The sequence below is a fragment of the Sphingomonas sp. M1A8_2b genome, assembly GCF_053345535.1.
Map to the genome: position 1 here is coordinate 1,355,241 of NZ_JBKFAH010000001.1, position 23,097 is coordinate 1,378,337.

24 protein-coding genes and 1 tRNA gene are annotated in these 23,097 nt (G+C 66.6%); 11 read left to right on the top strand and 14 right to left on the bottom strand.

Annotation, left to right across the window (positions count from 1 at the left end):
• Nucleotides 1–2: 2 nt before the first annotated feature.
• Entirely contained in the window at nt 3–566 is a 564-nt protein-coding gene (locus ACLBWL_RS06265) for a type 1 glutamine amidotransferase domain-containing protein (RefSeq protein ID WP_120301195.1), read from the top strand.
• Nucleotides 567–623: 57 nt separating this feature from the next.
• Here the strand turns inward: ACLBWL_RS06265 and ACLBWL_RS06270 are convergent, their stop codons facing one another.
• The 3 genes from ACLBWL_RS06270 to ACLBWL_RS06280 are packed head-to-tail and all read right to left on the bottom strand — an operon-like array spanning nt 624 to nt 3,191.
• On the bottom strand, nt 624–1,700 hold the full coding sequence (locus ACLBWL_RS06270) for an acyltransferase family protein (RefSeq protein ID WP_447791188.1): 1,077 nt from the start codon (nt 1,698–1,700) through the stop codon (nt 624–626).
• Complete coding sequence (locus tag ACLBWL_RS06275) at nt 1,697–3,052, bottom strand: putative O-glycosylation ligase, exosortase A system-associated (RefSeq protein WP_447791190.1); 1,356 nt, start codon at nt 3,050–3,052, stop codon at nt 1,697–1,699. Before ACLBWL_RS06275 ends, ACLBWL_RS06270 begins: the two co-directional genes overlap by 4 nt.
• The gene (locus tag ACLBWL_RS06280; RefSeq protein WP_183128742.1) at nt 3,045–3,191 is read right to left on the bottom strand and encodes a hypothetical protein; all 147 of its coding nucleotides are present in this window, start codon (nt 3,189–3,191) and stop codon (nt 3,045–3,047) included. The genes ACLBWL_RS06275 and ACLBWL_RS06280 overlap by 8 nt, the downstream gene beginning before the upstream one ends.
• A gap of 97 nt (nt 3,192–3,288) precedes the next feature.
• On the opposite strand from ACLBWL_RS06280, the gene ACLBWL_RS06285 reads away from it, so the two are divergent.
• The 3 genes from ACLBWL_RS06285 (at nt 3,289) to ACLBWL_RS06295 (ending at nt 7,024) form a co-directional block, all read left to right on the top strand.
• Nucleotides 3,289–4,536, top strand: a complete 1,248-nt coding sequence (locus ACLBWL_RS06285) for a TIGR04063 family PEP-CTERM/XrtA system glycosyltransferase (RefSeq protein ID WP_447791192.1) — start codon at nt 3,289–3,291, stop codon at nt 4,534–4,536.
• Nucleotides 4,509–5,327: a hypothetical protein gene (locus ACLBWL_RS06290; protein WP_447791194.1), complete on the top strand. Its 819-nt coding sequence runs from the start codon at nt 4,509–4,511 to the stop codon at nt 5,325–5,327. The genes ACLBWL_RS06285 and ACLBWL_RS06290 overlap by 28 nt, the downstream gene beginning before the upstream one ends.
• An 86-nt stretch (nt 5,328–5,413) precedes the next feature.
• Entirely contained in the window at nt 5,414–7,024 is a 1,611-nt protein-coding gene (locus ACLBWL_RS06295; protein WP_447791196.1) for a spinster family MFS transporter, read from the top strand.
• A 326-nt stretch (nt 7,025–7,350) separates the two neighbouring features.
• Here the strand turns inward: ACLBWL_RS06295 and ACLBWL_RS06300 are convergent, their stop codons facing one another.
• The gene (locus tag ACLBWL_RS06300; protein WP_447791198.1) at nt 7,351–7,887 is read right to left on the bottom strand and encodes a superoxide dismutase family protein; all 537 of its coding nucleotides are present in this window, start codon (nt 7,885–7,887) and stop codon (nt 7,351–7,353) included.
• 43 nt (nt 7,888–7,930) lie between these two features.
• Nucleotides 7,931–8,488 carry an RNA 2',3'-cyclic phosphodiesterase gene (thpR, locus tag ACLBWL_RS06305; RefSeq protein ID WP_447791200.1) on the bottom strand — a complete coding sequence of 186 codons (558 nt, stop codon included), beginning with the start codon at nt 8,486–8,488 and terminating at the stop codon, nt 7,931–7,933.
• A 122-nt stretch (nt 8,489–8,610) separates the two neighbouring features.
• On the opposite strand from thpR, the gene ACLBWL_RS06310 reads away from it, so the two are divergent.
• The 4 genes from ACLBWL_RS06310 (at nt 8,611) to ACLBWL_RS06325 (ending at nt 11,445) form a co-directional block, all read left to right on the top strand.
• Nucleotides 8,611–9,360: a Bax inhibitor-1/YccA family protein gene (locus ACLBWL_RS06310; protein WP_447791202.1), complete on the top strand. Its 750-nt coding sequence runs from the start codon at nt 8,611–8,613 to the stop codon at nt 9,358–9,360.
• 88 nt (nt 9,361–9,448) lie between these two features.
• Nucleotides 9,449–10,228 carry a transglutaminase-like domain-containing protein gene (locus ACLBWL_RS06315; RefSeq protein WP_447791204.1) on the top strand — a complete coding sequence of 260 codons (780 nt, stop codon included), beginning with the start codon at nt 9,449–9,451 and terminating at the stop codon, nt 10,226–10,228.
• 126 nt (nt 10,229–10,354) lie between these two features.
• A complete protein-coding gene (locus ACLBWL_RS06320; protein ID WP_447791205.1) occupies nt 10,355–10,654 on the top strand; it encodes a hypothetical protein in 300 nt (99 codons plus the stop codon).
• Nucleotides 10,655–10,890: 236 nt separating this feature from the next.
• Nucleotides 10,891–11,445 (top strand): hypothetical protein, encoded by a 555-nt coding sequence (locus ACLBWL_RS06325; RefSeq protein ID WP_447791207.1) that lies wholly within the window; start codon nt 10,891–10,893, stop codon nt 11,443–11,445.
• Between the two features lies 1 nt (nt 11,446).
• Here ACLBWL_RS06325 and ACLBWL_RS06330 read toward each other — a convergent pair whose 3' ends face one another.
• The 7 genes from ACLBWL_RS06330 to ACLBWL_RS06360 form a co-directional block, all read right to left on the bottom strand.
• Nucleotides 11,447–12,130 carry an extensin-like domain-containing protein gene (locus ACLBWL_RS06330; protein WP_447792026.1) on the bottom strand — a complete coding sequence of 228 codons (684 nt, stop codon included), beginning with the start codon at nt 12,128–12,130 and terminating at the stop codon, nt 11,447–11,449.
• 52 nt (nt 12,131–12,182) lie between these two features.
• On the bottom strand, nt 12,183–12,944 hold the full coding sequence (locus tag ACLBWL_RS06335; protein WP_447791209.1) for an NUDIX hydrolase: 762 nt from the start codon (nt 12,942–12,944) through the stop codon (nt 12,183–12,185).
• A 56-nt stretch (nt 12,945–13,000) separates the two neighbouring features.
• A tRNA-Glu gene (locus tag ACLBWL_RS06340) sits at nt 13,001–13,075 on the bottom strand.
• An 82-nt stretch (nt 13,076–13,157) separates the two neighbouring features.
• Entirely contained in the window at nt 13,158–14,531 is a 1,374-nt protein-coding gene (locus ACLBWL_RS06345) for a class II 3-deoxy-7-phosphoheptulonate synthase (RefSeq protein ID WP_447791211.1), read from the bottom strand.
• Nucleotides 14,532–14,629: 98 nt separating this feature from the next.
• A complete protein-coding gene (locus tag ACLBWL_RS06350) occupies nt 14,630–15,568 on the bottom strand; it encodes a D-2-hydroxyacid dehydrogenase (protein WP_447791213.1) in 939 nt (312 codons plus the stop codon).
• Nucleotides 15,569–15,782: 214 nt separating this feature from the next.
• A complete protein-coding gene (gene cysS, locus ACLBWL_RS06355) occupies nt 15,783–17,213 on the bottom strand; it encodes a cysteine--tRNA ligase (protein WP_447791215.1) in 1,431 nt (476 codons plus the stop codon).
• 65 nt (nt 17,214–17,278) lie between these two features.
• The gene (locus tag ACLBWL_RS06360; protein ID WP_447791217.1) at nt 17,279–18,199 is read right to left on the bottom strand and encodes a dioxygenase family protein; all 921 of its coding nucleotides are present in this window, start codon (nt 18,197–18,199) and stop codon (nt 17,279–17,281) included.
• Nucleotides 18,200–18,570: 371 nt separating this feature from the next.
• Here ACLBWL_RS06360 and rpsU point away from each other — a divergent pair, with 371 nt between their 5' ends.
• Together rpsU and ACLBWL_RS06370 are read left to right on the top strand one after the other, a co-directional pair.
• Nucleotides 18,571–18,777, top strand: coding sequence for a 30S ribosomal protein S21 (rpsU, locus tag ACLBWL_RS06365; RefSeq protein ID WP_055878578.1), 207 nt, complete (start codon nt 18,571–18,573; stop codon nt 18,775–18,777).
• Between the two features lie 145 nt (nt 18,778–18,922).
• Nucleotides 18,923–19,540 (top strand): FKBP-type peptidyl-prolyl cis-trans isomerase, encoded by a 618-nt coding sequence (locus ACLBWL_RS06370; protein ID WP_447791219.1) that lies wholly within the window; start codon nt 18,923–18,925, stop codon nt 19,538–19,540.
• 110 nt (nt 19,541–19,650) lie between these two features.
• Here the strand turns inward: ACLBWL_RS06370 and wecC are convergent, their stop codons facing one another.
• Together wecC and wecB are read right to left on the bottom strand one after the other, a co-directional pair.
• Nucleotides 19,651–20,934 (bottom strand): UDP-N-acetyl-D-mannosamine dehydrogenase, encoded by a 1,284-nt coding sequence (gene wecC / locus ACLBWL_RS06375; RefSeq protein ID WP_447791221.1) that lies wholly within the window; start codon nt 20,932–20,934, stop codon nt 19,651–19,653.
• Nucleotides 20,924–22,072: a non-hydrolyzing UDP-N-acetylglucosamine 2-epimerase gene (gene wecB / locus ACLBWL_RS06380; protein ID WP_447791223.1), complete on the bottom strand. Its 1,149-nt coding sequence runs from the start codon at nt 22,070–22,072 to the stop codon at nt 20,924–20,926. Before wecB ends, wecC begins: the two co-directional genes overlap by 11 nt.
• Nucleotides 22,073–22,219: 147 nt before the next feature.
• Here wecB and galU point away from each other — a divergent pair, with 147 nt between their 5' ends.
• A complete protein-coding gene (galU, locus tag ACLBWL_RS06385) occupies nt 22,220–23,092 on the top strand; it encodes a UTP--glucose-1-phosphate uridylyltransferase GalU (protein ID WP_447791225.1) in 873 nt (290 codons plus the stop codon).
• The last annotated feature ends 5 nt before the right edge of the window (nt 23,093–23,097 follow it).

Here is a 23,097-nt window from a genome sequence, read left to right on the forward strand (position 1 = left end):
ACATGGCCGATCTTTCCCAAGCTCGCGTATTGATGCTCGCTGCCGATGGTTTCGAGACCGTCGAACTGTTCGAACCGCGCAAAGCGCTGGAGGCGGCGGGGGCGAAAGTAACGCTGGCGTCGATTAAGACCGACCCGATCCAGGGCATGAAGGGCGACATCAACAAGGCCGAGACGGCGACGCCCGACCTGACGCTCGACGAGGTCGATACCGACGATTACGACGCGCTGGTGCTGCCGGGCGGCGTCGCCAACCCGGACACGATGCGCCAGCAGGAGCGCGCGATCGAGATCATCACCGAGTTCATGGAAGACGGGAAGATCATCGCCGCGATCTGCCATGCGCCGTGGCTGCTGGCCGAGGCGGACGTGATCGACGGACGCCGCGTGACGAGCTTCCCGTCGATCCGGACGGACCTCGAGAATGCGGGCGCGGACGTGGTTGACGAGGAGGTCGTGGTCGACGGCAACCTGATCACCAGCCGCAAGCCGGACGATATTCCGGCGTTCAACAAGGCGATCATCGACGCGCTTGAGGAAGAACTGGCCGACGAACCGGTCGACTGAGTTGTTCACTTCCCGCTTGCGGGAGGGGTTAGGGGAGGGGTGTTGGGGGCCGATGTGTTACGGTCGCCCCTCCCCCGACCCCTCCCGCAAGCGGGCGGGGAGCCTGTTGAGTTTGCGTTGCGCTGGGCGTTCGATCAGGTGGTAGAGCGCGATCGAGGCTAGCAGTACCAGGCCGAGGTACAGCGCGATCAGCATCGGTGGGACAGCCGCCGCGTCGCTGACGAACAGCAGCTTGAATACGACCCACAGCATGAAATGGCCGAGATACGTCGCGTAGCTGATCTCGCCGAGATAGTGGACCGCCCGGCTCGAGAGCGGGTTCCACTTTGCCGCGGACGTGAGCGCCAGCACGAGGAGCAGGCAGGCGAAGGCGGCCGGGACCACCAGCGTTTCGGGTGTGCCAGCCGCCCACGCTGCCAAAAGCGCGACGCCGGCGGTCGACGCAGCGATCGCTGTTCGCATTGGATGCGTGGCGCGCCACCGCAGCCAGAGCGCGCTCACGATCGTACCGGTCATGAATTCGGTCAGACATCGCAGCAACCCGTAGCGCGGGATATCGGTGCCGAGCGTTGGCGCACCCATCGTCAGGTGGAGCAGCACGAGGAACGCCGCGGCGGCGACCAGCAGGATCGGGCTGGCCAGCCGCCGCCAGTCGACGATGGCGATCAGCAGCGGAAACACCAGATACGCCCCGAGTTCGGCGCTGATCGACCAGCTCGGATCGTTCCAGGTGAGGCGGTTTGTGAACCCCCAGTTCTGCACAAGTAGGAGATGCAAAGGGAGTTGCGCGAAGGGGTAGTGGACCGGATCGCCGCGGCCGGTCGCGACGAAGACCAGCGCGAGCGCCACCGCGCCCGTCAGCACGACGATGTGCAGCGGCCAGATCCGCGCGATCCGCTTGCGCAGGAACGGGGCGATCCCCGCGACGCCCTGCGCGCGCAGGCGCTCGTGCCAGGTCAGCCAGATCACGAAGCCGGACAGCAGGAAGAAGAAATCGACCGCGAGATAGCCCTTGGCGAGGACTCCAAGCACGGCTGGTGGCAGGCCGGCGATCGACAGGCGGATATGGTAGAGGACGACGAACCAGGCGGCGATACCGCGCGCGCCGGTCAGCGCCCGAAGTTCGGCTCTCACGCGGTCGCCGGTCGCGTTTGCGACGTGCCGCGCATCGGCCTGAACGTCTGTTCGCTCCGCTTGCGGCCCAGATACGTGTCGAGGCCGATCTGCGCGCCGATCAGCATGTAGATAAACGGCTGGAACGCGATCGCGATGAACGCGGCACCGAGCAAGTAGACGATGTGCGCGCTCTGCAACGCAGCGGCGAGCGGTCCCGCCCAGGCGAGTTCGCCCTCGGGATCGCGGTAGCGGCGGCGCAGTACCTCCATCCGGACGATGCCGATCAGGTTGATCGCCAGCCAGAGCGCCAGCCCGGGATAGCCCTGTTCGCCGAGCATCTCGAAATAGGCGCTGTGATAGGCGCGCGCCTTGTCGACCTCGACCTTCGATCCGCCGGTGATCGCGCCGCCGTCGGCGGTCTTCAGGTCGTAGCGGATGTGGTTGCCGAGGAAGGCGTTGAACCCGCCGCCGAACGGATGTTCCTTCGCGTAGCCGATCGTCCACTTCCAAACCGCCAGCCGGGTCGAGGCGGACTCGTCCGCTTGATAGGTCTTGATGGTGTTCATCCGGTTGGTGAAGGTCGATGGGAGGAACGGCACGGCGGCCACCCCGAGCGCGGCGATCGCCGCCAGATACAGACCCTTGCGCTTGACCGCGCGCAACGACAGCAGCGCGAGCAGGCCGATGCACAACAGCCCGGTGCGGGTCGACGTGCCGACCGGGATCAGCAGGCACGCGAAGACGAGTGCAAGGCAGAAGCCCTTCAGCCGCCAGTCGCGCTTGAAGATCGTGCCATACCCCATGAACCAGAATATCACCGGGATGATCGCGATCGCGACGGTGCTGATCGTGCTGCCTTCGTACAGGCCGGAATTATTGTCGACCATCAGGTTCAACTGGCCATAGCCGCCACCGCCGCTGGCGATCGTCTTAATCCCGCCGACGATGATGATCGACGAGGCGGACAGCACCATGAACACCAGCAGCGCCTCGATCCGCAACCGCGTCCGCAGCGTCAGCGGCAGGAACGCAGCGAAGATCAGCGCCTTCCACACCCAGTCCCATTTTTCGAGTGCCTCGACCGGGAAGTCGGCGGCGAGCGTGGTGGCCCAGCAATAGAGCATCAGCACGACGATCAGGACCGACCGCGCGCCGACCCGCGTATCGCGCTTGTCGTCGGCGAGGATCCAGCCGCCGACCGCGAGTGCGACTGCGATCAACGAGATCGGGATGGTGTTGAGCAGCAGGTAGGTGAGGCGCTGCGGCGAGACGATATCGATATAGACGTAGACGAGTACCAGCAGGAACGGCCGCCGGAAGCCCATCCCGAAGAACGCGAGCAGGAACGCGATGAATGCGAGATCACGCACCGGGGCGGGTTTTCGTGTCGGGTTTGTCGGGCGTATCGTGCGGGCTCGGCTCGCGATCGAGGTCGGGGCGCTTGAGCAACAGGAACGCGGCGAGCATCATCAGGCCGTGGCTGAGGCCGAGCGCGAGGTTGTCGATCATGATGCGGCCTCCTTCCGGCAACAATGCTAGGACCGAGAGCCTTACGTCGGGTCGGTTGACGCGCCGTTAAGCGATGTGGTGGCAAGCGGATAGCACGATGCGCATTCTTCATATCCTCGATCACGGCCTGCCGCTGCAAAGCGGCTACACGTTTCGCACGCGGGCGATCCTCAAGGCGCAGGAAGGGCTCGGCTGGACGGTGGCGGCGGTGACCGGCCCGCGGCACGGAACCGCGCCGGCTTCGGTCGAGTCGGTCGACGGGCTGACGTTTCATCGGACTACGGCGGGGCTGACGTCCGGCCCGATCGGCGAGGTCGCGGGGATCGCCGCGTTTTCGCGGCGAATCGAGGCGGCGGTCGATGCGTTCAAGCCGGATATCCTGCACGCGCATTCGCCGGTGATCGATGCGCTCGCCGCACTGATCGTGGCGCGCAAACGCAAGCTGCCGCTCGTCTACGAGATCCGCGCGTTCTGGGAGGATGCGGCGGTCGGCAACGGGACCGGCACGGCGACCTCGCTGCGCTACCGGGCGACGCGGGCGCTCGAGACCTGGGCGGTGCGGCGTGCGGATGCGGTCGCGGTGATCTGCGAGGGGCTGCGCGGCGACCTGATCGCGCGCGGGATTGCGGCCGACAAGATCATCGTCTCGCCCAATGGCGTCGACCTCGACCTGTTCGGGACCGCGCCACCGCGCGACGACGCGCTCGGCGCGGAGCTGGGGCTCGACGGTGCGGACGTGGTTGGGTTCATCGGCAGCTTCTACGACTACGAGGGGCTCGACGATCTGATCGCGGCGATGCCGATACTGGTCGCCCGCCGTCCAAAGGCACGGCTGCTGATGGTCGGTGGCGGGCCGATGGAGGCGGCGTTGCGCGCGCAGGCGGCGGCCTCGCCGGTGGCGGACGCGATCCGGTTCATCGGTCGGGTCCCGCATGACGCGGTCGAGCGCTATTACGGGCTGGTCGATATTCTCGCCTATCCGCGCAAGCGGATGCGGCTGACCGATCTGGTCACGCCGCTGAAGCCGCTCGAGGCGATGGCGCAGGGGCGGCTGGTCGCGGCATCGGATGTCGGCGGCCACCGCGAACTGATCCGCGCCGAGGGCAAGGCGAGCGATACCGGCACGCTGTTCGCGCCCGACGATCCGGCCGCGATCGCGTCTGCACTGGCGGCGATGTTCGACGATCGCAGCGGTTGGGAGGCGCGGCGCGCGCAGGGCCGGGCGTTCGTCCAGGCGGAGCGTAACTGGTCGTCAAACATTCTACGCTATGCTCCGGTCTATCAGCGGCTCGTTTCCGCCGCAGCACGGGAAAATTCATGGTCGCGTTCCTCCGTCAAAGCCTGATCCGCTCGCTCCCCGTCTATGGCGCGGGCGTCGGCGCGGTGATTGTCGCGGGCAGCGTCCTGCTGGTGCCGACGGCTGTGCTCGAAAGCCTGGTCTGGACCACGGGGGTCGCGGCGCTCGTCCCGGCGGCAGCGCCGCCGCTCGGCACGACGGCGCGCCTGTTGCTGGCATTGGGCGGCGGTGCGCTGACCGCGGCGCTGCTCTGGTCGTCGCTGTTCCTGTTGGTAGGGCCTGGCGGGCTGCTGGTACGGCGGCCGCGCCGCGACGACGATTTGCCGGTGGTCCGCCGCGCTGACGCGCATCCCGACGCGCCGCCGCGCAAGCCGATGTCGGCCGCCGATCTGGGGACGCCGATGATGGAGGTCGGCGTCGGTGCCGCGCGCGACGAGCGTCCCATTCCGGTCGATCTCGATCTGCCGCTGGCGGCGTTCGACCCGAAGGCGATTCTGCCCTCGCCGATGGCCCCCGCGCGCCCGGTATCGTCGCTGATCCACGTTGCGCTGAACGCCACGGAGGGCATGACGCCGAGTAAGTCGTCGATCTCGGAGATCGTTGCCGGCGGCGAGACGCGTGTTCCGTCCGACGCTCCGGCAGCGAGGGGTCACCCGTATGTCGAGCCGCCAATGCCGGAGCCGGCGGTTGTCGCGCCGACGATGGTTCCTCCTGAGGCGTCGGATACTACAGAAGCGATTGAACCGCCGGCGGAGTCGGCGCAACCGCAAACGATCGAGACCTTGTTGCGACGGCTGGAGCAGGGCGCCCGGCGTCGGCGTCGGCTCGGCGCCCATTAATCGCGCACGTACCGGATCGAACTGAAACCGCTTTTTCTCTCTCTACAGCTCTGATACCCAAGCTTCGAAAACATCGAGGAGGGATCATGGCGGCGACCATAGACGAGCTTGCCCTGGACGGGCGTGCCGACCGAGCGGGACATCCCGTCGTTCCGCCCTCCGAGCAGGGTGCCTCGCGCTACGCCTGGTACGTGCTGTCGATCCTGTTCCTCGTCTACGTGCTGAACTTCGTCGACCGGCAGATCATCTCGATCCTGGCGGAAGACATCAAGCGCGACCTGGGGCTGAAGGACCAGGATCTGGGCTTCCTGTACGGCACCGCGTTCGGCGTGTTCTATTCGCTGTTCGGGATCCCGCTGGGGCGGCTGGCGGATAATTGGCATCGCGTCAGGCTGATGACGATCGGGTTGTCGCTGTGGTCGGTGATGACCGCGCTGTCGGGTTTCTCGAAGACCGGCGGGCATCTCGCCGCGGCGCGGATCGGCGTCGGCATCGGCGAGGCGACGGCGAGCCCGTCGGCCTATTCGATCATCTCCGATTATTTCCCCAAGCGGCTGCGCGCGACCGCTTTGTCGATCTATTCCGCCGGGCTGTATGTCGGCGGCGGCTGCTCGTTGTTCATCGGCGGAATGATCGTGCAGGGCTGGAACAAGGCGTATCCCGGCGGCGGACCGCTTGGGCTGGTCGGCTGGCAGGCGGCGTTCATGGCGGTCGGCGTGCCGGGGCTGTTGTTGGCGGTGTGGATCGCGACGCTGAAGGAGCCGATCCGCGGACTGGTCGAGGGCTTGCCCGAGCCGGAGAAGCATCCCGCCCCGTTCCGCGCATTCGGTGCCGAACTGGTGACGATCGTGCCGCCGCTGACGTTGATCGGTGCGGCGATGGGCGGTGCGAAGGCGCTTGGCTATAATCTGCTCGCGCTGGCGGTGGTGGTCGCGGCGGTGTCGGGGCTGATCGCGATCGGCGAGCCGTGGCCGCAATGGGTGGCGATCGGGATCGGTGTCTACGCGGTGTTCTCGTGGGCGTCGGCGTTGAAGCGGCGCGATCCGCCGACCTTCGCGCTGATCGTCGGGACGCCGGCGTTCCTGTGCACGGTGGTCGCGTACGGGCTGAACGCATTCCTTAGCTACGCGGCGAGCTTCTGGGCGGCGCCGTATGCGTTGCGTGAGCTTGGCGCGACGCCGGCGTCGGCGGGGTTCATGATCGGCAGCCTCGGCGCGACCGCAGGGTTCCTGGGGCTGACGATAGGCGGGGTGGTGTCGGATCGGTTGCGGCAGAAGAATCCGGCGGGGCGGCTGTGGGTGGTGATCTTCGGCGCGGTGGTGCCGGTGCCGTTCCTGGTGCTCGCCTTCACCGCGTCGTCGCCGACCGCGTTCTATGTGGGAATCTTTCTCGCGCAGTTGACCGCGTCGTGCGCGCTGGGCGCGGCGGCGGCGACCACGCAGGACATGGTGTTGCCACGGATGCGGGGGACGGCGACGGCGACGTTCTTCATCGGCACGACGCTGATCGGGCTGGCGCTCGGGCCGTATATGGCGGGGCGGGTGTCGACGCTGACCGGGAGCCTGTCGATCGGCATGCTGTCGTTGCTAGTGGTGACGCCGATTACGCTGGCGTGTGCGGTGGCGGCGTACCGTTTGGCGCCGGGGGCCGAGGCTACGCGGGAGGAGCGGGCGCGGGCGGCTGGGGAGGGGGTCTGAGCTTTGCTATCCTCCCCCGGCAGGGGGGCGCAGAAGGTGACGGAGGGGGAGGACCCCAAGCAGGCGTTGCTCGTTCCTCCCCCTCCGTCTGGCAAGGGCCAGACACCTCCCCCTGGTGGGGGAGGATCGCGCGGTTCGAAGGTCCGCGTGACCCGCACTCACTTCCCGTTCGTCCTGAGTAGCCGTCGAGTAGCTGCGACAGCAGCGTATCGAGACGGCGTATCGCAGGACAGGCTGGCGCACGGGACCGGTGCTTCGATACGAGCCCTCGATACGCTTCTTCGAAGCTACTCGGTCTCTACTCAGCACGAACGGTGGTTGGGGCCTTACCCCGCCTGGAACACGCCGCAGGCGATGCGGCCGCCGCTGTTGCCGGACGGATCGGTCATCAGGTCGTCGGGACCTGCATGCACCACGAAGGCCGAGCCGTCCGTATCCATCAGGCCTGCCATCGTCGCGCCGGGGATCGTGATGCCGATCGTGCCGCGACCGTCGGCGCCGATGATCAGGTTGGGCAGGTCGCCTTCATGCGGACCTTGCGGGTTCATGCTGCCGTGCTTCATGTTGGTAGGGTTCCAGTGACCGCCCGCGGTCGTGAAGTCGGGCGCGTCGCAGCGGCCGACCGCGTGGATGTGTGCGCCGTGCGTGCCGGGCGGCATCGCTTTCGCATCGAGCGTGAAGCGGAGGCCGCCGGCGACTTCGGTCGCGGTCGCGCGGCCAACGTCTACCCCGTTGGCGTTCTGGAGCATCGCGGTGGCGCGCTGGCCGCCCGCCATCGGTGTACCGGTATCCATGCCGGTCTTGTCGCAGGCGCTCAGGCCCATCGTGGCTGCGCCGAGTAGCGCCAGTGTCGCAATCCGCATGTCGTCTCTCCCTGTTGATACGCTGCGAACCCTCCGCCGTGGCTCAGGTTCCGCCCCCGTTGCCGAGACTCCACCGCGCGACCGGTTCGTAGGTCGCGCGATCGCGTCCGAGATGGCTCTGGTACAGGACGAGATGGCGCAACGGGAAGGGGGCGCTGGCGAGTCCGGCATGGACCGCCAGCCATTCCTCGATCGCAAAGCCCGTGCCCGCCGACCGCGGCAATCGCGCGACGGTGATGTGCGGCAGATAGGCGCGGCGTTCGGGTTCGAGCCCGGCGCGGACGCAAGCCTGGTCGACCTTCCGATGCAGCGCGGCGAGCGCGTCGTGCGGCGTCACGCCCGCCCACAAGGTGTCGGTCCGCCCGCGCTTCTCGAACCGGCCTACCCCGGCAAGCGAGATGCTCGGCACCGGTGCCACGACCTGGCTGAGCGCGACCGCGACATCCTCCGCGACCGGCCGCTCGACCTCGCCGATGAACCTCAGCGTCACATGGAGTTGCTCGTCGTCCTGCCAGCGGGCGGCAGGAACGCCCTCCATGATGTCGAGCAAGTCCCGGCGGATAACGGGCGGTGGGCGGAGGGCGACGAATAGACGGATCATATGTTGCGGGATGATAGCCGCCAACCCGCGCACCGATGCAACCACTCTGCTTGAAAAGCGTCCTGTAAAAGACGATATTCACCGTAACCGGCATTATGCCGGACAAAGGAGCTGATTTCACCATGGCTAACTGGTCTGACCCCCGGCCCCGCGCCGCGCCGTTCGGAACGGCGGCTACGGGCCAGCGTACCGAGGCCTATGATGCTGGCCTCCGGTCGTACATGCTGTCCGTCTACAATTACATGGGCTCGGCCGTCCTGCTGACCGGCGTCGTCGCGATGCTGTTCGCGATGGGCGGCGTCGAGTCGCCTGCCGCACAGGTGTTCATGAGCGGCGGCATCCTGAAGTACGTCATCATGTTCTCGCCGCTCGCGATCGTGTTCGGCATGAGCTACGGGCAGAACCGGATGAGCACTGGCACGATGCAGATGCTTTTCTGGGGCTTTGCCGTCCTGATGGGCCTGTCGATGTCGACCATCTTCCTGGTCTACAGCGGCACGTCGATCGCCGGTGCGTTCTTCGCTACCGCCGCCGGTTTTGCCGGCCTGAGCTTTTATGGCTACACCACCAAGCGTGACCTGTCGGCGTTCGGGACGTTCCTGATCATCGGCGTAGTCGGCCTGTTGGTCGCGAGCCTGATCAACATCTTCCTGCAGTCGAGCGTGATGCAGCTGGTGATCAGCGCGGTCGGCGTGCTGCTGTTCGCGGGCCTCACCGCCTACGATACGCAGCGCACCAAGAGCCTGTACGCGCAGGTCGCTGGCACCGACATGGTCGGCAAGGTCGTGATCATGGCGGCGCTCAGCCTGTATCTCGACTTCATCAACATGTTCATGTTCGTGCTGCGTCTGTTTGGTAGCAGCCGTAACTAACGCCCGCTAAGGGTGTGACGAACGCAGGGCTCGGCGGGACACCGCCGGGCCCTTTTCTTTTGGCCTTGAGACAGGAATGGGACGCGCAATGCGGCTCTCGATCGACGTGCGTCTGGATTACGGGATCACCGGAGACGCCGACGTGCTCCTCCAGATCGAAGCCGCGGCGATGGCCGACCAGAAAATCGAGTCCGAATCGCTGACCCTCTGGTCCGACAGTGCGATCCGTGCGGTGCGCGGCGAGGACGGCATCGGCCAGCGCTGCTGGTCGCGCGGGCACGGCCGCTTCACTGCGGAGTACAAGGCGATCGTCGCGGTTAGCCGCGAGCGCGTCCAGCTTGAGCTGTATCCGGCGACACCGCCGCGGATGCTCAATGGCGAACTGACGCCGTATCTGATGCCGAGCCGCTATTGCCCCTCCGACCGGTTCGAAGGCTTCGTCGCACGCGAGTTCGGCGGCCTCGAAGGCGGCCCGCTGGCCGCGGCGCTGACCGAATGGGTGTACCAGTCGCTCGACTATCGTTGCGGCTCGAGCAGCGGCGAGACGACCGCGCTCGACACCTTCGCGTCGCGCTCGGGAGTGTGTCGCGATTACTCGCATCTGCTCGTGTCGCTGGCGCGTGCCGGCGGGATTCCGGCGCGCTGCGTCTCGGCCTATGCGCCCGGTGTCGATCCGCCCGACTTCCATGCGGTGGCGGAGCTGTGGCTTGCTGGCGACTGGCGGCTCATCGACGCAACGAAGATGGCGACGTGCAGCGATATCGCGCGGGTCTGCGTCGGGCGTGATGCGACGGATATCGCGTTCATGACGGTGTTTGGGCAGGCGTATCTGTGGGAGCAGACGGTGAAGGTGACGCCGCTGGATTGATTAGCGTTACCCGCTCCTCTTGTTCTCCCGCGAAGGCGGGAGCCCCGTCTGGATCCCCGCCTTCGCGGGGAAACAAAGATGACTTCGACCGTTGGTCATCGCAAAGTTTTAAAAGGGACGTTCGCAATGACCGACATAGACAAGAGCGCGCTGGACAGCCTTTCGGTGGCGCCCGACGATCAGAACGCCGAGGGGAAGAGCTCGGGTCGCGATCCGCGCCAGGAAGCTGGGCAGGACAAGTCGATCGGCAAGCGTCTGCAGAAGAATCCCGACAGCGCCGATGCGCGCCTCGATAACGGGCTCGACGAGTCGATGGACGGTAGCGATCCGATTTCCGCGACTCAGCCTGGATCCGGCAGCGAACCGGCAAAGTCGTCGGGCTATGACGAGGAAGCCGAACGGGCGCTGCGCGAAAAGCAGGCGTAACCTCTCGACATTGCTGAACAATCAGGCGTCGGTCGGCAGCGACCGGCGCCTTTTTGTTACCTGAAAGCCGCGGTCGACGATCAAATCGCTCGATTTGGATCGCTTCGTCGCAGCGTTGTTGCAGCGCAACAGCTTTCATGGTCGCTTGGCGTTACGGAAAGATGACGCGCGATAGGGTCGTTGTTAACCATCCGAGCGCATAGTCTACCGGTCCTTGACGAGAGCGGGGTGACGACATGGCTTCCAGAATGAAACCGGCACAGGGCTCGATGACCCTCGCCGAGATGAAGGAATTCGCGGCTTTTCCGAGTTCGACGCAGCGCTACATCCGGCGGTCGCTGGATGTCGGTCTTGACCGCGACGACGCGACCGAGCGCTGGTCGCGCGACGTTGTCGAGGCCGCGAGCATCCGCGCGCAGGCGCGGCTGTACAATTCGCTCCCCGACCTGCGCGTGATGGTCCCCGACGACAGCGGGCTCGACGCGATCGAACCGTTTCTGGCGCCGCTGATGACGCTCGTAGCGTTCGATCTCGGGCAGGGGCGTCTGACGAGCTTCTCGTCGCTTCGGTTCCTGTACGAACGGTTGATCGGTGCGGAAGTGCGGCCGTGGCTGCCATCGGCCTTTTGCGCCGCCGCGGCATTGCCGCATCTCCATCCTGAACTGCGGCGCAAATTGCTCCAGTCGATCAGCGAAGCCGCGGCGACTGCGTCGGGTTGGTCGAACCGTCAGCCGGCGTTCTTCCCCTATTGGGTCGAGAAGGTCGATACGGGCACGACGCTGGCGAACTGATCTAGCGGCACGCGCGCCATCCGGTCGCGCCGCGGTCGGCTTGGTCGAGGTGCAAATGGTCGGCATGCGCGGCGTTGTAGTCGGGGGACAACGTCGTCGCGAACAGCCGGCACGCGCCGTCGCGGACTTCGCGCAGGAAGGCGGCTTTTGCAGCGTCGCCCTGCCAATCGCGCGCGACGGTGATGCGGGTTCCGTCGGTCAAGCGGAAGCCGGCGATATCGACGGCGTCGGCGGTGGAATGCTCGCTCCAGGTGCCGGCATCACGTCCGTAGATCCGGCGGCAACTATAGCTGCCGAAATGATCGATGCTGGCGACGCGCGTTCCGAAATGCCTTTGCGCGGCGGGCTGGACGACCGACCATTCCCACACCGATAGCGCCGCCGCGACCGGGCAGGCGATGCCGAGCCCAGGCGGCGTGTAGGCGATCCGCCGAGCGCCGTCGTTCGCCAGGCGCAGGCCATCGGCATAGCCGCATCGGCCCTCGCCCTGTCGCGGCGGCAGGATTGTGTAGCGCACGCCAGCGCGATCCAGCAGCCTCCGGCATTGAGGAAAGTCGCTGGTCAGCGCGGTCAGCTTGCGGCCGGTGAACATCCCGATCGGCTCGCCGAGATCGAGCGGGATCCAGGGCAGGTCCTGCGGTCGTCCGCGCAGCGCCGCCCATAGCAGCAGGATCAGCGCGGTCATGATCACGAGGCCGACGGCCCATCCCAGCGTCCGCCTCAGGGCGCGCACCCGGTCAGCCTCGCACCGCATCGTCGAGCGGCTCGGACGTGACGGGATAGCCGAGATCGTCCGGAATGCAGAGATGCTCGACACCGCCGCGCAGCGCCGCCCACGGCGTCACCGTGCGGATTGGATACGCCCGCGCATCGGCGACGGCCGCGTCGTAATCGCCGTGTTGCGCCAACCGCTCAAGGTTGCGGCGGGTCGGGAAGATGATGGTGGCACGGCCGGCATCCGCCTCGGCGAGCACGTCGGCGGCGGTCGCCCAGAACAGCCGGACATTCTCGGTCGCATCGACGCGGGCAGCGGGGGCGTCGGTAGGCAGGCGAGCGAGAAAGAACCGCGTATCGAAGATGCGCGAGGCGGCATGCGCGGGCAGCCAGCGCGCGAAATAGTCGAGCGCTTCGACGTCGATCCGCAGGTCGGCTTCCGCCAATAGCTGCGCGAACGGCATCCCGGCGTGCAGCCCAGCCCTGAGCGTTGTGATCAGTCGTTCGGAAATCGCAGGCGCTATCCCGATCGCCAGTCCGACCTCCTCGATCGTCTCGCGAATCGCGGCGATCCGCGCGGCGGTGTCGTCGTCGGGACGCTCGAGCATTGCCGCCAGCGCATGATCGCCGGGATCGACCCGACCGCCCGGAAACACGAGCGCGCCGCCTGCGAACGCCATCGCCTTGGCACGCTCGACCATCAGGATCTGGGGTGGCCCGACCGGCGCATCGCGGAACAGGATCAGCGTTGCGGCGGGAATTGCGGGAGGCGAGGGGGCGGACATCGTTCGCAATAACGCGCGAACGGGATAACGGGTAGCGGCTGCTACAAATTTGCGGCTGGTGACCCCTACGAGAATCGAACTCGTGCTTACGCCGTGAGAGGGCGTCGTCCTAACCGCTAGACGAAGGGGCCGTTAGCAGAAGCGGGCGTCTACGGAAGGTGGTGGCAGGCGTCAAGACACCTGCCGACTTTTCCTGCGACGCCCGCCGTTTTGTCAGGCCGCGACCTTCTTGCGCTCGGCCATTTCCTCGTTGAGCATCTCGGCCAGCAGGAAGGCGAGCTCCAGACTTTGACTCGCGTTGAGGCGCGGGTCGCAGTGCGTGTGGTAGCGATCCGCCAGCGACTGCTCGGTCACGTCGACCGCGCCGCCGGTGCACTCTGTCACGTTCTGCCCGGTCATCTCGGCGTGGATGCCGCCGGCGTGCGTGCCTTCCGCGCGGTGGACCGCGAAGAAGCCGCGGACTTCGGCGAGGATGCGGTCGAAGGGGCGCGTCTTGTAACCGTTGGCGGCCTTGACGACGTTGCCGTGCATCGGGTCGCAACTCCACACTACTGGATGGCCTTCGCGGGTGACCGCGCGGACGAGGCGGGGCAGGTTCGCCTCGATCTTGTCGTAACCGTAGCGGGTGATCAGCGTCATCCGGCCGGGGATGCGGCCGGGGTTGAGCGTGTCGAGCATCCGCAACAGCGCGTCGGGCTCGAGGCTCGGGCCGCACTTGATGCCGATCGGGTTGCCGATGCCGCGGAGGTATTCGACGTGGCTGGACCCCTCGAACCGCGTGCGATCGCCGATCCAGAGAAAATGCGCGCTGGTGTCGTACCAGTCGCCGGTCAGCGAATCCTGCCGGGTCAGCGCCTGCTCGTACTGGAGCAGCAGCGCCTCGTGGCTGGTGTAGAAATGCGTCTGCGCGAGCTGCGGCACGGTCTCGGGATCGATCCCGCAGGCGGCCATGAACTCGAGCGCCTCGCCGATCCGGTCCGCGGTCTCGGCGTATTTCTTCGACCACGGGCTGCGGCCCATGAAGTCGTGCGTCCAGCGATGGACCTGGTGCAGGTTCGCATAGCCGCCCTGCGCGAACGCGCGGAGCAGATTGAGCGTCGCCGCCGACTGCGAATAGGCGCGGATCATCCGCTGCGGGTCGGGCGCGCGCGATTCCGCGGTGAAGGCGATGTCGTTGACGTTGTCGCCGCGGTACGAGGGCAGCTCGACGCCGCCGATCGTCTCGGTGTCGGTCGAACGCGGTTTGGCGAACTGCCCCGCCATGCGGCCGAGCTTCACGACCGGGAGCTTCGACGCGAACGTCAGCACGACCGCCATCTGGAGGATGACGCGGAACGTATCGCGGATGTTGTTCGCGCTATGCTCGGCAAAGCTCTCGGCGCAGTCGCCGCCCTGGAGCAGGAACGCCTTGCCGGCCGCGACCTCTGCGAGCGACGCGGTCAGGTTGCGCGCTTCGCCGGCGAAGACGAGCGGCGGGTACGTGGCGAGCGTATCGGTCGCCGCGGTCAGCGCGGCGGCATCGGGATAGGTAGGGAGCTGTCGTGCCTCATGACGCGTCCAGCTGTCGGGGGCCCAGTTCGCGGCCATATCATGTCGTCCGATTGATGAATTGTGGGGCTGGCCATGCGCGAAAACGCCTTTTCGCGCAATGAAGTAAAGCTTTGGGGCGGGTGTGCCGGCTGGGTTCAATAGCCCGCGTCGAGATCCGCGACGTTCTTCATCGGTTTGCCTGCCCGGAACGCGGCGAGGTTTTCGAGGAACAGCGCGGCGCCGCGTGCGAACATCGTGGTCTGGCTGCGGCCCGAAAGATGCATCGTGACGATGGCGTTGGGCGTCGACCAGAGCGGGTGATCGGCGGGCAAGGGCTCGGGGCTGGTCGGGTCGAGCACCGCGCCGGCAATGCCGGCGTCGGTGAGCGCGGCGATCAGCGCGTCGTCGTCGATCATGTCGCCGCGCGCGATATTGATCAGCCAGGCCGACGGCTTCATCGCCGCGAGTTCGTCGTGGCCGATCATTGCGTGCGTGGCACCGGTCGAGGGGGCGGCGAGCACGACCCAGTCGAAGTCGCCGAGTTGGTCGCGCCAGGCGTCGGGCGTGATCGTGCCGTCGCGGCCGGTGCGCGTGACGCCGGTCACGGCGACGCCGAACGCGGTCAGGCGGTCGCCGATCATCTTGCCGATCGTGCCGTAGCCGATGACGAGCGCGCTGGTGCCGGCGAGTTCGGTCTTGCCGGGCGCGTCCTTCAGCCATTCGTGGCGGTCCTGCGCGCGCAGGACGGTGTCGAAGCGCTTGGCGGCGACGAGTACGGTCATCACCGCGTATTCGGCGACGGCGACGGCGTTGATGCCGGCACCGTTGGTCAGCGTGACGTTCCTGTCGCGCAACGTCTCCAGCGGAAATGCGTCGAGCCCGGCGTAGATCGTCGAAACCCATTTGAGGTTTGGCCCGGCGTGGCGGATCGCGTCGGCGACGAGTTCGGTCGGCTGCATGTCGACCCAGGCGATGTCGGCGCCGGCGATCATCGCGTTGGCGTCTTCGGGCTTTGCGAACCAGGCGGTCTCGAGGTCCGCGGGGAGGTGCGGTTCGAGGAGGGAGCGGGCGGCGGCTGGGAGGACGGCTTTCATGGGGGGAACATCGGTTGATGGCGGGGAGAGTCAAGTTTCGGGAGGCGCCGGGCGCCTTCTGCAATCCTCCCCCGCCAGGGGGAGGTGGCGCCGAAGGCGACGGAGGGGGCGGACACGGAGCAGGGGTTATCGCCTCCTCCCCCTCCGTCAGGCAAGTGCCTGCCACCTCCCCCTTGCGGGGGAGGATCGAAGAGCGCGGTAGTTCTTCGCGATATTAAAGCGCGATCTTCCAGTCCCAGCCTAGCGAGTCGCCATCCATGACCTCGACCCCGGCGGCGGCCAGCTCGTCGCGGATCGCGTCCGACGTGCCGAAATCCTTCGCGGCGCGGGCGTCGCGGCGGTCCGAAAGCCGCGCGGCGATGGTGGCTTCGTCGATCGTCGCGGTCACCGGGCGGATGCGCAGGTCTTCGCGGCGGATCGTTCCGAGATCGAGGCCGAGCACCGCGTCGAAATCGACCAGCGCGTCGAGCCGGTCCGCGGGTGCGATACGCTTGTCCGCGAGCAGTTCGTCGAGGATCGGCAGCGCGCGCGGGGTGGCGAGGTCGTCGGACACCGCAGCGTCAAGCCGTTCGCGGTAGTCGCGCGCGCTGCCCGACGGGCCGCCGGGCCCGCGCGCGGCCAGCGTCTCGACGGTCATCGCAAGCCGCTTCAACCGCGTCTGCGCCGCCGCGAGATTCTCCCACGAGAATTCCAGCTCGCTGCGATAATGCGCCTGGAGACACATCAAGCGGTAGGCGAGCGGGTGGAAGCCGCGGTCGACGAGCGTCTGCAACGTGGTGAACGCGCCGCCCGACTTCGACATCTTGCCCGAGCGCTCGACCAGGAAGTTGTTGTGCATCCACAACGTCGCGCCGGTATCGCCGCACTCGCAATGCGCCTGGTTCTGCGCGATCTCGTTGGGATGGTGGATCTCGCGGTGATCGATCCCACCGGTGTGGATGTCGAACGTGTCGCCGAGATACTGCTTGCTCATCACCGAGCATTCGAGATGCCAGCCGGGCGCACCGCGACCCCAGGGCGAGTCCCATTCCATCTGGCGGTTCTCACCCGGGGCGGACATCCGCCAGATCGCGAAGTCCTGCGGATGGCGCTTGCCCGCGACCGGATCGATCCGGCTTTCGCCCGCATCGTCCTGCGACCGCGCGAGGCGGCCATAGTCGGGGACGGTCGAGGTGTCGAAATACAGCCCGTCGGGCAACTGGTAGCAATGCTTCGCGGCGATCGCTTCGCCGAACGCGATCATCTCGGCGATGTGATCGGTCGCGAGCGGGAATTTGCTCGGGGGGCGGATGTTGAGATCGTCGAGGTTGCGCTTGAACGCGTCGGTATAATGGCGCGCGATCGCCCAGATATCCTGGCCGCTGGCTTTCGCCGCCGCTTCCATCTTGTCGTCGCCGACGTCCGCATCGGAGGTAAGGTGGCCGACATCGGTGATGTTGATGATGTGCGTGAGCGGATAGCCCTTCCACGTCAGCACGCGGCTGAGCGTGTCGGTGAAGACGTAGGCGCGCAGATTGCCGATGTGCGCGTAATTGTAGACCGTCGGGCCGCAGGAATAGATCCCGACATTGGTCGGATCGATCGGCGTGAACGTCTCGAGCTGGCGCGAGAGACTGTTATACAGGGTCGTGGGGGAGCGGGTCATGCGCGCCTCTTAGCGACGCGCGCGGGCGGCGGCAAAGCCCCCGCGCACGGCGCTCCCCCGTGGTGTCAGCGCGCGACGCCGATCAGGACGTTGGCGGTGTACCCGTCGGCGACCGATCCCGCGAAGGTCGGGGTCTGCTGCGCGATCTGTGCGGCGGTGTTGTCGCCGAAGACGTTGTCGCTCGCGGTCGTGATCTTCGCGAACCGGGTCGCGCTCGCCGGGTACAGCACCGTGTCCGCATAGACCGCGTTGCAGAGCGCGGTCGGCATCGCAAGCTGCGACGTCAGGACCGCATACCGCCCGCCGGTTGCGGCGGCCAGCGTCGAGAACACCTCGAAGTGCATGTGCGGATAGCGCCCGTCATAGCAGCCGGGGACGATCGTCGTGAAGGTGACCTGGCCCGCCGCGTTGGTGACTTGGACGCCGCGCAGATAGCTCTCGGTCGGCGCGCTATAGAGCGAATAATTGCCGTTCCGGTCGCACTGCCACAGATAGACCGCGTAGTTGGCCAACGGTGCGCAGGTCGCGTTCACATCGACGACGGTCAGCGTGATCGTCAATTGCGTCCCCGTCGCCACCGTCGTCGTGCTGATGAAGCTCGACCGGATATCGCTTCGGACGATGCCCGAGACGGTCAGTGCGTTCGAGGTCGAGCCGCTCGCGGTGTTGGTGCCATCGGCGGGGTAGGGGCCGGCGGTCTCGGTCGGGTCGACGATGCACCCCGTGCTGGTCGTCGTGGCGGTGGGCGTCGGTGTTGCCGTGGTGGTGGATGTGGGTGTCGCGGTCGTGGTGACGGTCGCCACCGTGTCGCTCGATTCGGAGTCATTGCCGCCGCAGCCTGCGACCAAGGCGAGCGTGCCGGCGCCGGCAAACCACTTCAGCGCACGCCGACGCGCAAGCATCGTCTCCATGACGGCGATGTCTTCGGCCAGGCTGTGGCCGTGGTGATGGCTGTCGTGGTGATAGTGCGTGTCGTCTCGATGCATTGTCGTGCCCCCGGTTGTAAGTGGGACCACCGTGGATGTCGTGTGTGCCGGCACTGTTTCGCGATATTGCTGGATGTTTCCAATAGCGCCGCATTCGTCCCGGTATCCGGCATCGGCCCGATGTTTGGCATCGGCCCGATGTTTGGCACTGGCCCAGTATTCGAAGCCAGTATTGTAAAACGCGAGGCCGGCGCGCGTGTCGCCTGCCCGTCATCGGTATCGGACGTGATGCAAGCTGGTGCAGCACGACCTGTTGCTGCACGGCGGGTTTGGCTTGAAACACCAGCGGACCCCTGATAGGGGCCACGGTTCATGCGGCGCGGACCTATTCGCGACGGCAAAAATCTATTCGACCGGAGCTTAACGGGTTTATGCAGATCATCGTACGCGACAACAACGTCGACCAGGCCCTTCGCGCGCTCAAGAAGAAGCTGCAGCGCGAAGGCGTGTATCGCGAGATGAAGCTGCGCCGGCACTATGAGAAGCCGTCGGAGAAGCGCGCTCGCGAGCGTGCAGCAGCGATTCGTCGTTCGCGCAAGCTCGACCGCAAGCGCGCCGAGCGTGACGGCGCACGGTAAGATCTGCGATCGGCCTTGCCCCGCTGACGGGTAGGGCCGATATTATCGGGGGCTGTCGAGATCGACGCCCCCGTTTGCTTTCCAACGGCACGCGCGGCGCTCCGGCGTGACCAGATGATCCCAGATTATCTAGGGCCTTGATCCGATGTCGACCGTCACAGCAGTGCCGCTGCAGCCCACCAAGCGCAGCTACCTCGTCTATCTCTGGCTCGGCATCGCGCTGGCGCTGATCGCTGCGGTCGCACTCGCGCGCCAAGGCGACGATCCGTTGGCGCGTAATGCCCGCGCGAAGGGTGTCGTCGTGACCGCGTCGGGTCTTCAGTACAAGGTGATCGCGCCCGGCAAGCCCGGCGCGCCGAAGCCGACTGACGCGGACGTGGCACTGGTGAACTACGAGGGCAAGCTGCTCAACGGCACGACCTTCGACAAGTCGCAGCAGCCGATGCCGATGCCGGTGAGCGCTGTGGTTCCCGGCTTCTCCGAGGCGCTGAAGCTGATGCCGAAGGGCGCGAAGTACCGCTTCTGGCTGAAGCCGTCGCTCGGCTATGGCGACAAGGCCGCCGGGCCGATCCCGGCGAATTCGGCGCTGGTGTTCGACGTCGAACTGCTCGACTTCCTGCCGCAGAGCGTCGTCCAGCAGATGCAGGCGCAGGCCCAGATGGGTCGCGGCGCACCGGGTGCGATGCCAGGCGGTGCTCCGGGCGGGGTTCCGGGTGGTCCGGCCGGCATGCCGGGTGGCGCGCAGATCCAGCCGCAGCAGTAAGTTGCGACGACGTAAGCCGGACGGTCCCCCGGCTTACGGATTTCAGGATCGAGACATGAAAAAACGCCCGCGGCCCATGCCGTCGGGCGTTTCTTCGTTCGGGCAGGCGATCAGTGCCGGGGAGGGAGGATCGGGCGAGGCTGGTCCGGCCAGATGCCGCGCGTATCGAGCACGGTCTTGTCGGCGCGTTCCTCGAGCGGGATCGATTTGAAGACGTCGTGATCGACCAGCACGACCATGATCGAGCAGGTTTCGATCGCGCTGTCGACGTCGATCAACGTCGCCCCCGTCTCGGCGAGCGCGACCGGCAGCGACTTGGCATAGGGCTCGACGATCCGGACGCGGTCGCCGAACGCCTCCGCCACCGCCTGCGCCACCTTAAGGGCGGGGCTCTCGCGGAAGTCGTCGATGTTAGCCTTGAACGCCAGGCCAAGGCAGGCGACGACCGCGTCGGGCATCGAATCGACCAGCGCCGAAACCTGCGCGATCACATGGTCGGTCTTGCCGTCGTTCACTTCGCGCGCGGTCCGGATCAGCGGGGTCTGGTCGGGCGCGGCGTGGACGAGGAACCACGGATCGACCGCGATGCAATGCCCGCCGACGCCGGGGCCGGGCTGGAGGATGTTGACGCGCGGATGGCGATTAGCGAGGCGGATCACCTCCCAGACGTCGACGCCCATCGTGTCGGCGATCAGCGACAGTTCGTTGGCGAACGCGATGTTGACGTCGCGAAACGCGTTCTCGGTGAGCTTGGTCATTTCCGCGGCGCGCGCGGTGGTGGTGACGCAGGCGCCGCGGACGAAGCGGCGATAGAACGTCAGCGCCTTGCGCGCGCACCGCGGCGTGATCCCGCCGATTACGCGGTCGTTGTCGATCAGTTCGACGAGAATGCGGCCGGGCAGCACGCGTTCGGGGCAATAGGCGATCGCGATATCCGCCTGCTCGCCCGCGCGGCCGGGGACGCGGATGTCGGGACGCAGCTTGGCCAGCACGTCGCGCACCCGTTCGGTGGTGCCGACCGGCGAGGTCGATTCGAGGATGATCGTGTCGCCGGCTTTGAGCACGCTCGCGATGGTCGTCGCGGCGTCGAGGACATAGCCGATGTTGGGCGCATGATCCGCGTCGAACGGCGTCGGCACAGCGATCACGAAGACGTCGGCGGGCTCGATCCTGGTCGACGCGCGCAACGTGCCACGCGCGACGACGCCCGAGACGAGCCCGTCGAGATCGACCTCCTCGATATGCACGCGACCCGAGTTCACCGTCTCGACCACCGATTCGGTCACGTCGACGCCGAGCACGCGCGCGCCGGTGCGGGCAATCACCGCGGCGGTCGGCAGGCCGATATAGCCGAGGCCCATGACGACGACGGAGAGTTCGGTATCAAAGAGCATGCGCGGCGGATCCCTTGTGGGCGAAAGTCTGGGCGATGATGGCGGCGATCCGTTCCGCGGCGTGGCCGTCGCCAAACGGATTGTGCGCGCGCGCCATCGCGGCATAGGCGGTCGGGTGGTCGAGGAGGGCGAAGATCTCGGTTACGATGCGGTCCTCGTCGGTGCCGATCAGCTTGGCGGTGCCCGCGGCGATCCCTTCGGGCCGCTCGGTTGTCTCGCGCATCACCAGCACCGGCTTGCCGAGCGCGGGCGCCTCCTCCTGCACGCCGCCCGAATCGGTGAGGACGATGTCCGCCATCCCGAGCGCGCGGACGAAATGCGGGTAATCGAGCGGTTCGATCCGCGCGACGTTGGCGCGGTCGCCGAGGATCGCGTCCATCACCGAGACGACGTTGGGATTGGGGTGGACCGGGAACAGCACCGCGACGTCGTCGCGCGCGGCAATCCGATCGATCGCGCGTGCGATCGCGGCCATGCCGTCGCCGAAGTTCTCGCGACGATGCGTGGTCACCAGGATCAGGCGCTTGCCCGCAAACCGCGTGGCGATGTCGTCGAGCCCGGCGGCCAGCGACGGATCGGCGGCGACCCGGTCGGCGGTCCAATGGAGCGCGTCGATGACGGTGTTGCCGGTGACGTGGATCGTGTCGGCGGCGATCGTCTCGCGGCGCAGCGCCTCCGCGGCGGTATCAGTCGGGGCGAAGTGCAGCGCGGCGATCGGCGCGACGATCCGGCGGTTCACTTCCTCGGGCCAGGGCTGGTAGATGTCGCCCGAGCGCAGCCCAGCCTCGACATGCGCGACGGGTACCTTGCGGTAATAGGCGGCGAGCGCGCCGGTCATCGCGGTGGCGGTGTCACCCTGGACGACGACCAGATCGGGGCGTTCGGCATCCATCACCTCGCCGAGCCCGGTCAGCAGGCGCGCGGTAAGGCGATCGAGCGTCTGGCCCGGTTCCATCAGGTCGAGATCGATGTCCGGCGCCAGCCCGGCGATCGCCAGCACCTGGTCGAGCAACCCGCGATGTTGCGCGGTCACGCAGGTTCGTACGGTCAGGCCAGATGTTTCCGCCAACGCGCGGATCACCGGGAAGAGTTTGATCGCTTCGGGACGCGTCCCGAAAATGACGAGGATCTTGGACATGGAACCTCTCTAGCCCGCGATATTTAATGACGCGCTAACCGGTTACAGCGTTTCTGCGATCAGGTGATCGGAATTGCGCGGGTCCGTAACGATCGGTAAATGGTGCACTGCAACTAAACGACCTCGAAGACACAATTGGAGCTTCCCATGACGATCAAGCCGCTTCGCAAGGCCGTATTTCCCGTTGCCGGGCTCGGCACGCGTTTCCTGCCGGCGACCAAGTCGATGCCAAAGGAAATGCTGACCGTCGTCGACAAGCCGCTGATCCAGTATGCGGTCGAGGAAGCGCTGGAGGCAGGGATCGAGCAGATCATCTTCGTCACCGGTCGCGGCAAGGGTGCGCTCGAGGATCATTTCGATATCTCGTACGAGCTCGAGGACACGATGCGCGCGCGCGGCAAGTCGCTCGATTCGATCAAGAATATCCGGATGAAGCCAGGGTCGCCGGTCTATGTCCGCCAGCAGGAGCCGTTGGGTCTTGGCCACGCGGTATGGTGCGCGCGCGAGATCGTCGGCGACGAGCCGTTCGCGGTGCTGCTGCCCGACGAGTTGATGGTCGGCAAGCCGGGCTTCATGAAGCAGATGGTCGAGGCGTATAACAAGGTCGGCGGCAACGTGATCGGCGCGCTCGAAGTTGCCGATTCGGAGACCGACAAATACGGCATCATCTCGCCCGGCGCGATCGATGGACGGCTGACCGAGGTGAAGGCGCTGATCGAAAAGCCCAAGCAGGGGTCTGCGCCGTCGAACCTGATGATTCCCGGCCGCTACATCCTCCAGCCCGACGTGATGCGGATCCTCGAGACGCAGGAAAAGGGTGCAGGCGGCGAGATCCAGCTGACCGACGCGATGGCGCAGCTGATCGGCAACCAGCCATTCCACGGCTTCACGTTCGACGGCCAGCGGTACGATTGCGGCGACAAGGCGGGGTATATCCAGGCGAACCTGGCGATTGCATTGTCGCGCGCCGATATCGGTCCGGCGGTTCGCGAGTTCGCCAAAGGCCTGTTGCAGGGCTGAGCCGA

Bases quoted from the DNA above. Each gene is read 5' to 3' on its own strand.
- ACLBWL_RS06320 (WP_447791205.1), top strand. From the start codon at position 10,355: ATGACCGACATAGACAAGAGCGCGCTGGACAGCCTTTCGGTGGCGCCC.
- ACLBWL_RS06300 (WP_447791198.1), bottom strand. From the start codon at position 7,887: ATGCGGATTGCGACACTGGCGCTACTCGGCGCAGCCACGATGGGCCTG.
- cysS (WP_447791215.1), bottom strand. From the start codon at position 17,213: ATGACCCGCTCCCCCACGACCCTGTATAACAGTCTCTCGCGCCAGCTC.
- ACLBWL_RS06335 (WP_447791209.1), bottom strand. From the start codon at position 12,944: ATGTCCGCCCCCTCGCCTCCCGCAATTCCCGCCGCAACGCTGATCCTG.
- ACLBWL_RS06285 (WP_447791192.1), top strand. From the start codon at position 3,289: ATGCGCATTCTTCATATCCTCGATCACGGCCTGCCGCTGCAAAGCGGC.
- ACLBWL_RS06315 (WP_447791204.1), top strand. From the start codon at position 9,449: ATGCGGCTCTCGATCGACGTGCGTCTGGATTACGGGATCACCGGAGAC.
- ACLBWL_RS06350 (WP_447791213.1), bottom strand. From the start codon at position 15,568: ATGAAAGCCGTCCTCCCAGCCGCCGCCCGCTCCCTCCTCGAACCGCAC.
- ACLBWL_RS06345 (WP_447791211.1), bottom strand. From the start codon at position 14,531: ATGGCCGCGAACTGGGCCCCCGACAGCTGGACGCGTCATGAGGCACGA.
- wecC (WP_447791221.1), bottom strand. From the start codon at position 20,934: ATGCTCTTTGATACCGAACTCTCCGTCGTCGTCATGGGCCTCGGCTAT.
- ACLBWL_RS06360 (WP_447791217.1), bottom strand. From the start codon at position 18,199: ATGCATCGAGACGACACGCACTATCACCACGACAGCCATCACCACGGC.
- thpR (WP_447791200.1), bottom strand. From the start codon at position 8,488: ATGATCCGTCTATTCGTCGCCCTCCGCCCACCGCCCGTTATCCGCCGG.
- ACLBWL_RS06290 (WP_447791194.1), top strand. From the start codon at position 4,509: ATGGTCGCGTTCCTCCGTCAAAGCCTGATCCGCTCGCTCCCCGTCTAT.
- wecB (WP_447791223.1), bottom strand. From the start codon at position 22,072: ATGTCCAAGATCCTCGTCATTTTCGGGACGCGTCCCGAAGCGATCAAA.
- ACLBWL_RS06295 (WP_447791196.1), top strand. From the start codon at position 5,414: ATGGCGGCGACCATAGACGAGCTTGCCCTGGACGGGCGTGCCGACCGA.
- ACLBWL_RS06370 (WP_447791219.1), top strand. From the start codon at position 18,923: ATGTCGACCGTCACAGCAGTGCCGCTGCAGCCCACCAAGCGCAGCTAC.
- ACLBWL_RS06310 (WP_447791202.1), top strand. From the start codon at position 8,611: ATGGCTAACTGGTCTGACCCCCGGCCCCGCGCCGCGCCGTTCGGAACG.
- ACLBWL_RS06265 (WP_120301195.1), top strand. From the start codon at position 3: ATGGCCGATCTTTCCCAAGCTCGCGTATTGATGCTCGCTGCCGATGGT.
- ACLBWL_RS06280 (WP_183128742.1), bottom strand. From the start codon at position 3,191: ATGATCGACAACCTCGCGCTCGGCCTCAGCCACGGCCTGATGATGCTC.
- ACLBWL_RS06325 (WP_447791207.1), top strand. From the start codon at position 10,891: ATGGCTTCCAGAATGAAACCGGCACAGGGCTCGATGACCCTCGCCGAG.
- galU (WP_447791225.1), top strand. From the start codon at position 22,220: ATGACGATCAAGCCGCTTCGCAAGGCCGTATTTCCCGTTGCCGGGCTC.
- ACLBWL_RS06330 (WP_447792026.1), bottom strand. From the start codon at position 12,130: ATGACCGCGCTGATCCTGCTGCTATGGGCGGCGCTGCGCGGACGACCG.
- rpsU (WP_055878578.1), top strand. From the start codon at position 18,571: ATGCAGATCATCGTACGCGACAACAACGTCGACCAGGCCCTTCGCGCG.